Raw genomic sequence first — 13,591 nt, forward strand, 5'->3', positions numbered from 1 at the left:
GAGCCTGATGGCGAAAAGCACACCGGTGGCCCGCGCACGCGCGGCCCTGATCGGACTGTTGGTGCTCATCCTGGGGATGGGCGGCCTGCTGGCCTACGGAGTCTCCCAGGACCGTGCGCAGTGGGCCCCGCTGCTGGCTCTGGACCTCTCGGGAGGCACACAGATGGTGCTCTCCCCGCATGTGGACGGTGACGAGCAGCTCGACAGTGAGCAGCTGGAGCAGGCGGTGGAGATCATCCGCCAGCGTGTGGACGGATCAGGTGTGTCCGAGGCCGAGATCGCCACCCAGGGTGCCGAGAACGTCGTGGTCGGGATGCCCGGAACTCCTGACCCCGAGACCCGTGAGCTCATCCAGGCATCCGCGGACATGGAGTTCCGCCCGGTGCTCCAGGCTGAGATGGACCCCACCTACGTCGACCAGCTGGTCGAGGAGGGGCTGTCCGAAGAGGAGGCCGAAGAGCTGGAGGAGGCCGCCGAGGCTCAGGAGGAGGTGGCTGAGGACGAGACTCCAGAAGGTGAGACCGCCCAGCCCGAGGACTTCCCCGAGCCGACGGCCGATCCGGAGAACCCCTCTGATCCCAACTGGATCACCCAGGAGGTGGCGGCCGACTTCGCCAACTTCTCCTGCAGCCGTGAGGTGTCGATCGAGGAGCGCCAGGCTGCCGAATCGGACGCCCCCATGGTGACCTGCGACCCGGAGACCGGGATGAAGTATGTGCTGGGCCCTGTCGAGGTGCCCGGCACCCACCTCTCCGACGCAAGCTTCGGCATGGAACAGACCCAGACCGGCCAGCAGACCGGCCGATGGGTGGTGAACCTGGTCCTGGACAGGGAGGGCACCGAAGAATTCGCCGAATCCTCCTCCCGCCTCTACGGTCTGGAGGGCGCACGCAACCAGTTCGCCATCGTCATGGACAGCCGGGTCATCTCCGCCCCGCGCATGAACTCGCCGATCACGGACGGCCGTGCAGAGATCTCCGGCTCCTTCTCCGAGGAGGAGGCCCGGGGGCTCTCCGAGCAGCTCCGCTACGGCTCCCTGCCGGTGACCTTCGAGATCCAGTCCGAGGAGCAGATCTCCGCCACCCTCGGTTCTGACCAGCTCCGCATGGGTCTGCTCGCGGGCATCATCGGCCTGGTCCTGGTGGCCGGTTACGCACTGTTCCAGTACCGAGCCCTGGGGCTGGTGACGATCTCCTCCCTGGCCGTCGTCGGCCTGCTCACCTGGTGGGCGATCGGGCTGCTCGGCTGGTCGGACGGCTACCGCCTCTCGCTCGCCGGGATCGCCGGTCTGATCGTGTCGATCGGTCTGACGGCTGACTCGTTCATCGTCTATTTCGAACGTGTGAAGGACGAGCTGCGCGAAGGCAGATCGCTGGCGGGAGCGGTCGAATCAGGGTGGGCCCGGGCTCGGCGCACGATCCTGGCCTCGAAGGCCGTCAACGTCATCGCCGCCGTCGTCCTGTACATGGTGGCCGTGGGCAACGTCCGCGGCTTCGCCTTCACCCTCGGGCTGACAGCCATTCTGGACGTCATCCTGGTGTTCCTGTTCACCCATCCCGTGATGCAGATGCTGGCCCGGCGGAAGTTCTTCGCGGCAGGTCGGCGGTTCTCCGGGCTCTCCGAACGCGAGCTGGGCGTCGACGTGCTCTACCGGGGGGCCGGGAGGTTCGCTCGGCGGGAGATCGTCTCCGCCGAGGCAGAGCCCTCGAGCGCCGACTCCCCGTCGGAGGCGAGGGCGGGCGTCCCGGGCTCCTCCTCCGCGCTGGCTCCGGGAGCGAGGGACACGGGCTCCTCCGTGTCCCCGCCCGGTCACGACGGCGACGAGAGTGACGAGGCTGACGAGCCGCGTCCTGTCCAGACCGCAGAGGCAGACGGCACGGACCCGGCTGAACCGGAGGGCTCGGCCCCAGACGCCGAGGGGGAGGGCGCCGACCTGGCCACGATGACCATCGCCGAGCGGCGCCGGGCCCGCGCACGCCGCGCCCGCCAGTCCGCTGGGACCACGGCTCAGACCGCGACGTCCCCCTCCCGCACCGACACCGATGAGGAGGCCCGCTGATGGCCGCAGGTTTCGCCAAGGCCGGCAACCAGCTCTACACCGGTGAGCGGGCCTACCCGTTCATCCAGAAGTCCAATCTGTGGTTCCTCCTGGCCGCTCTCGCAGTGCTGATCTCGATCGCCGTCCCTTTCGTGCGGCAAGGGTTCAACCTGGGCATCGAGTTCACCGGAGGGTCGCAGTTCACCATCTCCCAGACGGAGGAGACCGACATCGCCCTGGGCGAGGAGGTCGTCGCGGAGGTCTCCGGTCAGGACGCGACGGTCACCAACATCGCCGCCAACACGATGCGCGTGCAGACCGAGCAGCTCACGGATGACGAGACCCTGGAGGTCGCCGAGTCCCTGCAGCAGGCCTACGGGGTCACCCCGGATCACGTCACCTCCACGTTCATCGGCCCGACCTGGGGCGAACAGGTCTCCCAGCAGATGATGCTCGGCCTGATCATCTTCATCATCCTGGTGGCGCTGTACATGGCGCTGTACTTCCGGACGTGGAAGATGTCTCTGGCCGCAATCCTGGGCTTGGGCTTCGTGGTGATCACGACGGCCGGCATCTACTCGGCGACCGGCTTCGAGGTCACCCCCAGCGCGATCATCGGCTTCCTCACCATCCTGTCCTACGCCCTCTACGACACGATGGTCGTCTTCGACAAGATCCGCGAGAACGTGCAGTCACTGCGCCAGCAGAAGGACCAGACGTTCACCGAACGAGTCAACCTCGCGGTCAACCAGACGCTGGTCCGCTCGATCAACACCTCGGTGGTCGGAATCCTGCCTGTGGGCTCCATCCTGTTCATCGGTGCCTGGCTGCTGGGCGCCGGAACACTGCGTGACATCTCCCTGGCGCTGTTCGTCGGCGTCATCGTCGGCACCTTGGCCACGATCTTCGTGCAGGCGCCGCTCTATGCGCGGACGCGCCGCAACGACGCCGACATCGTCGCCCACACCGAGGAGGTCCTGCGCCTGCGGGCGGAGCGCGGGGTCGGCACGGTCACCTTCTCCGGCACCCCGCTCGACGAGCAGGGTCGGCCGGTGCCCTTCCCGCCCCTGCCGGAGCCCGAGCCGGAGCATGAGGAGGACGCCGAAGCGTTGGAGATCGTCATCACCGGGTTCGAGCCCGAGGGGCATACCCCGGACGGTGGCGGAGCTCATCCGGCGGGTGATGACGTACGGCGCTGACAAGCGCGCTCCGGGGGTACAATTGCCGACACACCTCATGATGATGTCGTCTCCGAGAGCAGGTTCGTAAGTTGGTGAACGACGACGGCTCCGGCCGGGGCCCGTCCGACTCCGTGACGTCGGTGACGGCGGCCAGCCCGCCCGCACCTGCGGCGGTCCGACGCGCGCGCGCCGTCGGTCTCGTCGACAAGGCGTCCTCACCGTTGCTGGAGCCTCTGCTGCGCGCAATGCGTGCCAATGGGGGCCAGCAGGACCTGCCTCTGATCCAGCGGGCCTTCGAGGTCGCCAACCACCACCACCGCGACCAGAAGCGCAAGAGCGGCGACCCGTACATCACTCACCCGGTCGCCGTGGCGACGATCCTGGCGGAGCTGGGCCTGACCGGCTCCACGCTCGCGGCCGCGCTGCTCCATGACACCGTCGAGGACACGGACTACAGCCTCGAACAGCTCACCGCCGACTTCGGCGAGGAGATCGCCCTCCTCGTGGACGGGGTGACCAAGCTCGACAAGCTCAAGTTCGGGGACGCCGCGCAGGCGGAGACTGTCCGCAAGATGGTCCTGGCCATGGCCAAAGACATCCGGGTGCTGATGATCAAGCTCGCGGATCGCCTGCACAACGCCCGCACGTGGCGCTACGTCGCGGCCCAGTCCAGTGCCCGGAAGGCCAAGGAGACTCTGGAGATCTTCTCCCCGCTGGCGCACCGCCTGGGGATGAACACCATCAAGTGGGAGCTGGAGGATCTCTCCTTCGCCGCGCTGTACCCGAAGGTCTATGAAGAGATCGTGAGACTCGTCGGGGATCGGACCCCTCAGCGCGAGAAGTTCCTCTCCGAGGTGCGCGAGACGATCGCCGATGATCTCAACGAGGCCAGCATCGCGGCCACCATCACGGGTCGGCCCAAGCACTACTACTCGATCTACCAGAAGATGATCGTGCGAGGGAAGGACTTCGACGACATCCACGACCTCATGGGTGTGAGGGTCCTGGTCGACACGGTGCGGGACTGCTACGGAGCACTGGGTGCGCTGCACGCCAGGTGGAACCCTCTGCCCGGGCGGTTCAAGGACTACATCGCCATGCCCAAGTTCAACATGTACCAGTCGCTGCACACCACGGTGATCGGTCCGCAGGGCAAGCCGGTGGAGATCCAGATCCGCACCTATGACATGCACCGCCGTGCCGAATATGGTGTGGCGGCACACTGGAAGTACAAGCAGAAGCCCGGCGGCCCTGTGGGGGCCGAGGGCGCACAGACCTCCGCCGAAGGCGCGGTACGCACTCCGGAGGTTGCCACTCAGCAGAGCCAGACCACCGCAGACATCGGCTGGCTGCGTTCGCTGGTCGACTGGCAGTCGGAGACCAAGGATCCAGATGAGTTCCTCGAGTCGCTGCGCTACGAGATCAACGCCAAAGAGGTGTTCGTCTACACCCCCAAGGGCGAGGTCATGGCGCTGCCTGCCGGAGCCACGCCGGTGGACTTCGCCTACGCGATCCACACCGACGTGGGGCACAAGACCATCGGTGCACGCGTCAACGGCAAGCTGGTGCCGCTGAACTCCGAGCTGCAGCACGGAGACTGGGTGGAGATCTTCACCTCCAAGGCTGAGGGTGCGGGCCCCAGCAGCGATTGGCAGCAGTTCGTCAAGAGTGCCCGGGCGCGGAATAAGATCCGCCAGTGGTTCTCCAAGGAGCGTCGCGAGGAGTCCATCGAGCGAGGCAAGGACGAGCTCACCAAGGCGATCCGGAAGTCCAATCTGCAGCTGCAGAAGGTGATGAACCCGGACGTCCTGACTGAGGTCGCCCAGCAGCTGCACTACCCGGACATCTCAGGGCTCTATGCGGGAGTCGGTGACAACCACGTCTCCACGCAGAACGTCATCGAGCACCTCTCCGCCCTCTTCGAGCCCGAGGAGGAGGAGTCCGAGGAACACGACACCACTCCGATCACGACACCGGTCACTCCTGCCAGCCAGTACTCGGACGCCGGTGTCATCGTCAAGGGGGTGGGGAACGTGCTGGCCAAGCTGGCCCGGTGCTGCACCCCGGTGCCCCCGGACGAGGTCGAGGGCTTCGTGACCCGCGGTCAGGGAGTCTCCGTGCACCGCGCAGACTGTCGGAACGTCCAGCAGCTGCGGCAGCAGCCGGGGCGCCTGGTGGAGGTCGAGTGGGCCCCGACGAAGACCTCGGTGTTCCTGGTGGAGATCCAGGTCGAGGCCTTGGACCGGAAGTCGCTGCTCTCCGATGTCACTCGGGTGCTGGCCGAATCCCAGGTGAACATCCTCTCCGCGAGCGTGCAGACCTCGCGGGACCGCGTGGCGATCTCCCGCTTCTCCTTCGAAATGGGAGATCCGCGCTACCTCAACCACGTGCTGAACTCGGTCCGGCGCATCGACGGAGTCTACGATGTCTATCGCACGGTGGGACGACGCCGCGATGCGCACTGATCGACGAGGGTTCTGATCCGGGCCGGCCGGTCAGGGGCATGCCGGCGGCGCCGGACCCGTGCCACCAGGTGCGCGGACAGCGTCGCGGCGTCGAGATCCTGACGGCGGGCGTGCATCAGCTCCGCCAACAGCCACCACCGCGACATCCAGGCGGGATCCGCGGCACCGGCGGCGGCACTCAGCTCGGGATGGCGGGCGTGCACGGAGCCGGCCGCCAGCAGGTCCAAGGACCGGCGGCTGTCGGTGGTGCCCACACCCAGGAACAGGTCGCCGGCAGTGCGCAGCAGCGTGGTGACGGCGACTCCGGACACTCGACGGACGTCATGATCGGAGAGCTCCACCTGGTGCACCTGCCACAGCGGGGAGCCGGCAGCCCGACCGCGGCGGAAGACCGGCGAGATCAGCGTGAGCCGGGGACCGGGGGAGCCGCCGAGCTGAATCCATGCCGCCGACTCGCCGCAGAGCACCGAGCTGCTGGCCACCGCGGAAGGAAGCAGCAACCTGGCCGCACGGGCCCGCAGTCCAGGGGTGTGCCGGCGCCAGGCCGGCGCGTAGACGTCGGCGATCAGATGCTCCAGGGCACCCTCCGCGACCATCATCTGAAGTTCTTCGTCGCTGAACGGTGCACCCGCGCGGTAGAGCTCCCGCGGTGGCTCCTTCGGCGCGCCGGACTCCCCACCGGCGGGGTGGCCGACGGGGTGGACGGAGGATGAGCGGGACGGAGCGGCAGGTGATGCGGGCATGTCTCCAGCCTGCCGCATCCGTGCCATCGAGCGGGGGGACCGAGACGGATCTGTGGAGAACGGAGAGGGTGTGGAGGATCAGCTGTCCGGGATGACCGGTTCACCGGGCTCGCGTCCCTGGGACCGGCGGATCTCCAGCGCCTGGGTGAGGATCTCCATGGCGGCGGCCTGGTCGATGCGGCTGCGCTGGTCACGGGCCTCCACCCCCGAGGCGCGCATCTTCTCTGCGGCCGACACTGTGGAGAGCCTCTCATCCACCAGGTGCACGGCGGTGGGGAGCTCGGCGGCGGCGAGCTTCTGAGCGAGTGCGTCGGCGTAGTCCCGTGCCTTCTGGGTGGAGGCGGTCTCGCCTCCGGAGAGCGAGAGCGGCAGCCCCACGTAGATGACGCGGGCCTCCCGATCGCGGGCGATCTTGATCAGCATCCGCAGGTCGGAGCGGCGCTTCACATCGCGTCGCAGCGTCATCACCGGGGTGGCGACGAGCGCATCGGGGTCCGAGGCCGCGAGCCCCACCCGGGCCTCTCCGACATCGACCCCCAGACGGACGCCTGCCCGCTCGGCCACAGGCTCCGGATGCTGGTCAGCCACGGGCGCGGACCGACCGCACGATGCCCTGAAGGGCGTCGCCGATCCGGGAGACGTCCTGACCGCCGCCCTGGGCGACGTCAGGCTTGCCGCCCCCGCCGCCGCCGAGCACCGCACAGGCCTCCTTCACCAGCGCACCGGCCTGGACGCCGGCCTCACGGGCGGCTTCAGTGGTGGCCACCACGATCAGCGGACGGCCCTTGGCCTCACCGGCCACCGCGACGACGGCCGCCCGGGAGCCGAAGCGCTGGCGCAGGTCCAGCGCCAGTGCACGCAGGTCGTCGCCGCCGGAGACCGGACCTGCGGCATGAGCCAGCACGTCGACCCCGTCGGCGTCCACGGCCTCCTTGACGAGCTCTCCGGCCTGGGCGCGGAGACGCTCAGCACGCAGGCGCTCGAGCTCCCGCTCGGTGTCCCGCAGCTTCTGCAGGGTGCTGGAGATGCGGTCCGGCACCTGCTCGGCCGGGACCTTGAGCATGTCGGTGAGCCGGTTGACCAGGGTGCGTTCGGCGGCGAAGTGGGAGAAGGCATCGAGCCCGACCAGAGCTTCGACCCGCCGGTTGCCCGATCCCACGGAGGCCTCGCTCATCAGAGCCAGCGTGCCGATCTCCGCAGTGCTGCCCACGTGGGTGCCGCCGCAGAGCTCCCGGGACCAGGCACCGTTCATCTCGACCACGCGGACCTCGTCGCCGTACTTCTCTCCGAAGAGCATCATCGCGCCCATCGCCTGGGCGTCGTCCAGGGACATCACCTGTGTGCTGACCGCGTGGTTGTCCCGGATGGCGAGGTTCGCGACCTCCTCGAGCTCCTGGCGCGCAGAGGCGCTCAGAGCGTCCTCGGCGGTGAAGTCGAAACGCAGGTAGCCCTCCTTGTTGAAGGAGCCGGCCTGCACGGCCTGCGGGCCCACGACATCATGGAGGGCCGCGTGGATGATATGGGTGGCGGAGTGGGCCTTCTGGGCGTCCAGACGGCGGCGCCTGTCGATGGCGCCCAGCGCCTGGGCGCCCGCGGGCACCTCACCGTGAAGCACCCGGGCACGGTGCACCGCGAGACCTCGGATCGGCGACTGGACATCGGTGACCTCCAGCTCGAAGCCGTCACCGGTGATCCGGCCGGTGTCGGCAGCCTGTCCACCGGCCTCCGCGTAGAACGGGGTAGCGTCGAGGACGATCTCGACCTCCTCGCCGGCGGACGCCCGATCGGTCGACCGGCCGTCGACGACGAGTCCACGGATGCTCGACTCGGTGGTGTGCTCGGTGTATCCGGTGAAGTGCGTGGGCTGCTCGCCGCGCAGCCTGGCGTAGACCTCGGTGTCGGCGTGGCCGGACTTCTTGCCCTTGGCGTCAGCACGGGCACGTTCGCGCTGCTCGGTCATCAGCTCGCGGAAGCGGCCCTCGTCGACGACGACTCCGGCCTCCGCTGCCATCTCCAGGGTCAGGTCGATGGGGAAGCCGTAGGTGTCATGGAGGGCGAAGGCATCGGCGCCGGAGAGCGGACGCTCAGAGCTCTTGGCGGCGGACACCGCGCTCTCCAGCTTGGCGGTGCCGGCTGAGATGGTGCGCAGGAAGGCCTGCTCCTCCTTGATCGCCACCTGGTGCAGGAGGTCGAAGTCCTCGGCGACCTCTGGATAGACGCCCTTCATGGCGTCCCGGGAGACGCTGAACAGATCACCGAACACCGGCTCCTCGACGCCCATCAGGCGCATGGCGAGGATCACTCGGCGGATCAGCCGGCGCAGGACGAAGCCTCCGCCCTCATTGGAGGGCCGGACGCCGTCGGAGATGAGCATCAAGGAGCTGCGCACATGGTCAGCGATCATCCGCAGGCGCACGTCGTCGGCGTGGCGCGGGTCCTCAGGGTCCTCGGTGGAGGCATAGGTGACGCCGGTGAGCTCCGCGGCGCGGTCCAGCACGGGCCGGACCTGATCGGTCTCGTACATGTTCTCCGCGCCCTGCAGCACCATCGCCAGACGCTCAAGGCCCAGACCGGTGTCGATGTTGGTGTTCTGCAGCGGACCGGCGATCTCGAACTCGGTCTTGGAATGGACCTGCGAGAGCCGGTCCTGCATGAAGACCAGGTTCCACAGCTCCATGAAGCGGTCTTCGTCGACGGCGGGACCGCCGTCGACGCCGTAGGCCGGCCCACGGTCATAGTAGATCTCGGAGCAGGGGCCGCCAGGGCCCGGCTGGCCGGTGTTCCAGTAGTTGTCGGCCTTGCCGGTGCCCACGACCCGCTCGTGCGGCACGCCGACGACGTCCTCCCAGATCCGACGTGCCTCCTCGTCACGCTCCTCGCCGTCCTCGTAGACGGTGATCCAGAGACGCTCGGGGTCCAGGCCGAAGCCGCGTATTCCGGTCTCCGGGTCACCGTCGACAGGGCTCGTCAGCAGCTCCCAGGCCATCGGGATGGCCTTCTCCTTGAAGTAGTCCCCGAAGGAGAAGTTGCCGCACATCTGGAAGAAGGTGCCGTGCCTGGCGGTCTTGCCGACCTCTTCGATGTCCGCGGTGCGGATGCACTTCTGCACGGAGACGGCGCGGTCGTAGGGTGCTTTCTCCGTCCCGAGGAAGTAAGGGATGAAAGGCACCATGCCGGCGATGGTGAACAGCACAGAGGGGTCCGGAGAGATCAGGGACGCCGAGGGGACACGCTCATGGCCCTTCGCGGCGAAGTAGTCGTACCACGTGCGAGTGATGTCCTCGGTCTTCATGGGATTCTGCGGTCCTCCTGCTGATGAAGCGGTCTGCGGGCGTCCATGACGCCGGAACAAGTCTAGAGGTTCTGCGGAGCCGACACCTCTCCGGCGCTGCGTCGATGCCTGCCGGGCCGGAGCCGCATGCAGACGTGCCGAGAGACGCAGAGCCCGTTGCGACTCGTGCGGTGACGAGGAGTCGCAACGGGCTCTGCGGTTCAGGACGCGGAGGTCCTGTGCTGCACGCTGATGGTCAGCGGGCGTAGTACTCGACGACGAGCTGCTCTTCACAGGTGACGGGGACCTCTTCGCGCTTGGGAGCACGAGACAGGGTCGCCTGCAGCTTGTCGATGTCGACGGAGAGGTAGCCGGGCACCGTGGGGAGCACGTCCTGGTGGGCGCCGGAGGCGGCGACCTGGAACGGCTCGAACTTCTCCGAGCGCTCGTGGACCTGGATGACCTGGCCGGGCTTCACGCGGAAGGACGGACGGTCCACGCGCTTGCCGTTGACCGTGATGTGACGGTGGACCACGAACTGGCGGGCCTGGGCACTGGTGCGGGCGAAGCCGGCACGCAGGACCAGAGCATCGAGCCGCGACTCGAGCAGTTCGATGAGGTTCTCACCGGTCAGCCCGTCGCGACGCTTGGCCTCCTCGAAGTAGCGCACCATCTGCGCTTCGCGGATGCCGTACTGTGCGCGCAGACGCTGCTTCTCGCGCAGACGCACCGCGTAGTCGGAATCGGTCTTGCGACGGGTGCGGCCGTGCTGGCCGGGGCCGTAGGGCCGACGGTCCAGGTACTTCTGGGCCTTCGGCGTCAACGCGATGCCGAGGGCACGCGAGGCCTTCACGGTACGACGACCGCGCAGGGGAGTGGTGGGCATGCATGTGCCTTTCTCTTGTATCGGCAGCTGAATGTTTATCTGCCGTCCGCGGCACTGCGACTCGATGCGTGGCATCGAAACGAAGAACGGACGGTCACCTGGCCTCCGGGATCCCGAACCGGAGAGCGCGAGCTGCCGAGTGCTCGCTCACTGCGGCGCCATCCGTACCCTCGTCAGCACATCCCATGGCCCCCGAGGGGGCCGGTGACGCGCATTGAGCGTGGAGGATCTCCATGGTGCGTCCCGCTCGAAGCGGGGCGCTGGACGACGCCTGCCAGACAGCGTATAACTCTACCACGCAGCAGGGCCGGCCCGATCACGGAGATCGGGCCGGCCCTGTGCTGCGGGCAGTTGCGCGGCGGGTCAGCCTCGCATCGCCTTGCGGTCGGGACGGACACGGTAGGGGTCGACACCCTTGGGGATGGGCGGACGGGAGATCGGAAGGGACGCCAGCCGCTGCTCCAGAGCACTCACCTCATGCTTGTTGAGCGCCTTGTCGAGCTTCTTCAGGTGCTTGGTGAGCTTGGGCAGCGGGACCTGGCCCTCGCCGTTGCCGGTCTCCACCACGTGGATGGGCACACCCGTGTCACGCAGGATGGGGCTGAACCTCTTACGAGTCTTGGGGACCATCTTGCGGACCGCGCCGGCGGGTCCGTCGGTGATCAGGACCAGGCCGGGTCGGCCGACCACGCGAAAGATGGCGGCCTGCGTCTTCGGGTCCATCGACACCGGCTCCTCCACGACGATCCATCCTCGGCGCAGCGTGCCCAGCGCGGCGGCGGCAGCACCGGGGCGCCCTTCGATCCGAGCGAACGCGGCCTTCTCGGCACGGCGGTTCATCAGGATCATCGCGGCCAGCAGGCCCATGGGGAGGCCGAACAGGATGCCTGTGACCCAGTTGAGGAGCAGCCCCATGAGCACCGCGGAGACGCCGAAGGTGATGAGGAAGGCCAGGGCCATCCACCAGGCGATGTTGGGATCGTGCGCGCGGGTCATCGAGAAGACCTGCTTGATGCGCGAGAAGAAGCCTTCCTTCTTGTTGGCCTTCTTCCGGGATTTGCGGGCCTGAGTCTCGGCCTTCTGCTGGGCCTTGAGCTTCTTGAGCTCGGCCTTCGCCTCTGCCTTCGACGAGACCTGGGGAGTGGGGGAGTCAGCTGGTGCCATAGTGACCTCAGTCTACCGTGCCGGGGGATCACGGCGGACCCCGGCGTGCCCGGGCAGCCTCTGTCCGGCGTCCCGTCGGTGCCCCCACGGAGTCGCCGGATCCTCGACGACCACGAGCGTGTGGCGCGCGGGGCTCAGTGGCCGGCTGCGACCAGTGTCGCGGCCTCCTGGCGGGTGGTGCCGGAGGGCTGGATGTGTGCCAGCTCCGGTGGGATCTCCCGGCCCTTCTTCTGCATGGCCTTGGCCCACAGGGAGCCGGCGCGATAGGAGGAACGGACCAGGGGTCCAGACATCACACCCAGGAACCCGATCTCTTCGGCCTCCTCGGAGATCTCCAGGAACTCCTGCGGCTTGAGCCAGCGGTCCACCGGCAGGTGCCGCGGGGTGGGGCGCAGGTACTGGGTGATCGTGATCAGGTCGCACCCGGCGTCATGGAGGTCCTGCAGAGCCTCGGTGATCTCCTCACGGGTCTCGCCCATGCCCAGGATGAGATTCGACTTGGTGATCATCCCGTGGCTCCGGCCCTGGGTGAGCACGTCCAGGGAGCGCTCATAGCGGAAGGCCGGACGGATGCGGCGGAAGATGCGCGGCACGGTCTCCACGTTGTGGGCGAAGACCTCCGGTGCCGTCTCACAGATCGCGGCGATGTTCTCCTCCTTGCCGGAGAAGTCGGGGATCAGGATCTCCACACCCGTGCCGGGGTTCAGCTCGTGGATCTTGCGGATCGTCTCCGCGTAGAGCCAGACACCCTCGTCGGGCAGATCGTCGCGGGCCACCCCGGTGACGGTGGCATAGCGGAGGTTCATCTCCCGCACGGACTCGGCGACCTGGAGGGGCTCACCCTCGTCCACCGGCTGCGGACGACCGGTGTCGATCTCGCAGAAGTCGCAGCGCCGGGTGCAGGCGGAGCCGCCGATGAGGAAGGTCGCCTCGCGGTCCTCCCAGCACTCGAAGATGTTCGGACAGCCGGCCTCCTCGCACACCGTGTGCAGCCCTTTGGAACCGACCCGCTTCTTCATGGCGGCGAATTCCGGCCCCATCTTCACCTTGGTGCGCATCCACTCGGGCTTCCGCTCGACGGGCACCTCGGAGTTCCGCGCCTCCACGCGGAGCATGCGACGGCCTTCGGGGGCGAGAGTCACGACAGGGCTCCTTCTGCAGCAGGGGTGATGTGTGCGCCGCCGAGGAAGCGAGGCAGCTCGGCGGCGAGCTCCGCGGCCACGGCGTCGACGACGTCGGCGGGAGCGATCTCCTCACCCACCTCGGCGCTGATGGTGGTGGTGTCGGCATCGCTGATGCCGCAGGGGACGATGTTCTCGAAGGGCGTCAGGCTGTTCGAGCAGTTCAGGGCGAATCCGTGCATGGTCACGGAGCGGTGGACGCGCAGCCCGATGGCGGCGATCTTCCGGTCGCGCCCTCCGTCGACCAGCCAGACACCGGAGCGCCCCTCCACGGTGGTGGAGGTGATGCCGTATTCACGGCGCAGCACCCGGATGAGCAGCTCCTCTAGGGACGCCACGTACTCCTTGACCATGGCGCGCTCGGCGAGCTTCAGGATGGGATATCCCACGAGCTGTCCGCGCCCGTGCCAGGTGATCTTGCCTCCACGGTCGACGTCGACCACGGGCGTGCCGTCCTTGGGCCGGTCCTCCGGTTCGGTGCGGCGACCCGCCGTGTAGACGTCCTGATGCTCTAGGAGCAGCACGGTGGAGGGAGACTGATCGGCGAGCACGTCGGTGTGCAGCTGCCGCTGGATGGCGAGGGCCTCGGCGTAGTCCACCAGATCGGGGTGGAGGCCGAGCCTCCGGAAGGCAAGGTCCATGAGATCCAGCCTAGTCCGTAT

At 67.9% G+C, this 13,591-nt stretch carries 9 protein-coding genes and 1 pseudogene; 3 read left to right on the forward strand and 7 right to left on the reverse strand.

Going from position 1 to position 13,591, the window contains the following annotated elements:
* Positions 1 to 7: 7 nt before the first annotated feature.
* The 3 genes and pseudogenes from secD to ODE13_RS12745 all read left to right on the forward strand — a co-directional run bounded on the left by secD (position 8) and on the right by ODE13_RS12745 (position 5,684).
* Entirely contained in the window at positions 8 to 2,059 is a 2,052-nt protein-coding gene (gene secD / locus ODE13_RS12735; RefSeq protein WP_322479617.1) for a protein translocase subunit SecD, read from the forward strand.
* A pseudogene (gene secF / locus ODE13_RS12740) lies at positions 2,059 to 3,033 on the forward strand (protein translocase subunit SecF); the annotation flags it as partial. The gene secD and the pseudogene secF, both read left to right, overlap by 1 nt.
* A 407-nt stretch (positions 3,034 to 3,440) precedes the next feature.
* The gene (locus ODE13_RS12745) at positions 3,441 to 5,684 is read left to right on the forward strand and encodes a bifunctional (p)ppGpp synthetase/guanosine-3',5'-bis(diphosphate) 3'-pyrophosphohydrolase (RefSeq protein ID WP_322479680.1); all 2,244 of its coding nucleotides are present in this window, start codon (positions 3,441 to 3,443) and stop codon (positions 5,682 to 5,684) included.
* On the opposite strand, the gene ODE13_RS12750 is transcribed toward ODE13_RS12745, so the two are convergent.
* The 7 genes from ODE13_RS12750 to lipB all read right to left on the reverse strand — a co-directional run bounded on the left by ODE13_RS12750 (position 5,648) and on the right by lipB (position 13,591).
* Complete coding sequence (locus ODE13_RS12750) at positions 5,648 to 6,427, reverse strand: hypothetical protein (RefSeq protein ID WP_322479619.1); 780 nt, start codon at positions 6,425 to 6,427, stop codon at positions 5,648 to 5,650. The two genes, ODE13_RS12745 and ODE13_RS12750, sit on opposite strands and share 37 nt — an antisense overlap.
* A 78-nt stretch (positions 6,428 to 6,505) precedes the next feature.
* Complete coding sequence (gene ruvX / locus ODE13_RS12755) at positions 6,506 to 7,015, reverse strand: Holliday junction resolvase RuvX (RefSeq protein ID WP_322479620.1); 510 nt, start codon at positions 7,013 to 7,015, stop codon at positions 6,506 to 6,508.
* Positions 7,008 to 9,719, reverse strand: coding sequence for an alanine--tRNA ligase (gene alaS / locus ODE13_RS12760; protein ID WP_179542781.1), 2,712 nt, complete (start codon positions 9,717 to 9,719; stop codon positions 7,008 to 7,010). The genes ruvX and alaS overlap by 8 nt, the downstream gene beginning before the upstream one ends.
* A gap of 235 nt (positions 9,720 to 9,954) precedes the next feature.
* Complete coding sequence (gene rpsD, locus ODE13_RS12765) at positions 9,955 to 10,584, reverse strand: 30S ribosomal protein S4 (protein ID WP_179542780.1); 630 nt, start codon at positions 10,582 to 10,584, stop codon at positions 9,955 to 9,957.
* A gap of 363 nt (positions 10,585 to 10,947) precedes the next feature.
* Positions 10,948 to 11,748 (reverse strand): DUF4191 domain-containing protein, encoded by an 801-nt coding sequence (locus ODE13_RS12770; protein WP_179542779.1) that lies wholly within the window; start codon positions 11,746 to 11,748, stop codon positions 10,948 to 10,950.
* A gap of 134 nt (positions 11,749 to 11,882) precedes the next feature.
* Positions 11,883 to 12,890 (reverse strand): lipoyl synthase, encoded by a 1,008-nt coding sequence (lipA, locus tag ODE13_RS12775; protein WP_322479621.1) that lies wholly within the window; start codon positions 12,888 to 12,890, stop codon positions 11,883 to 11,885.
* Positions 12,887 to 13,591 (reverse strand): lipoyl(octanoyl) transferase LipB, encoded by a 705-nt coding sequence (gene lipB / locus ODE13_RS12780; RefSeq protein WP_416210697.1) that lies wholly within the window; start codon positions 13,589 to 13,591, stop codon positions 12,887 to 12,889. Before lipB ends, lipA begins: the two co-directional genes overlap by 4 nt.

It is taken from the genome of Nesterenkonia sp. HG001 (assembly GCF_034438835.1).
GTDB classification, from domain to species: Bacteria; Actinomycetota; Actinomycetes; order Actinomycetales; family Micrococcaceae; genus Nesterenkonia; species Nesterenkonia xinjiangensis.

Coding starts and splice junctions, on each gene's coding strand:
- secD (WP_322479617.1), top strand. CDS start 8: ATGGCGAAAAGCACACCGGTGGCCCGCGCACGCGCGGCCCTGATCGGA.
- ODE13_RS12750 (WP_322479619.1), bottom strand. CDS start 6,427: ATGCCCGCATCACCTGCCGCTCCGTCCCGCTCATCCTCCGTCCACCCC.
- alaS (WP_179542781.1), bottom strand. CDS start 9,719: ATGAAGACCGAGGACATCACTCGCACGTGGTACGACTACTTCGCCGCG.
- rpsD (WP_179542780.1), bottom strand. CDS start 10,584: ATGCCCACCACTCCCCTGCGCGGTCGTCGTACCGTGAAGGCCTCGCGT.
- ODE13_RS12770 (WP_179542779.1), bottom strand. CDS start 11,748: ATGGCACCAGCTGACTCCCCCACTCCCCAGGTCTCGTCGAAGGCAGAG.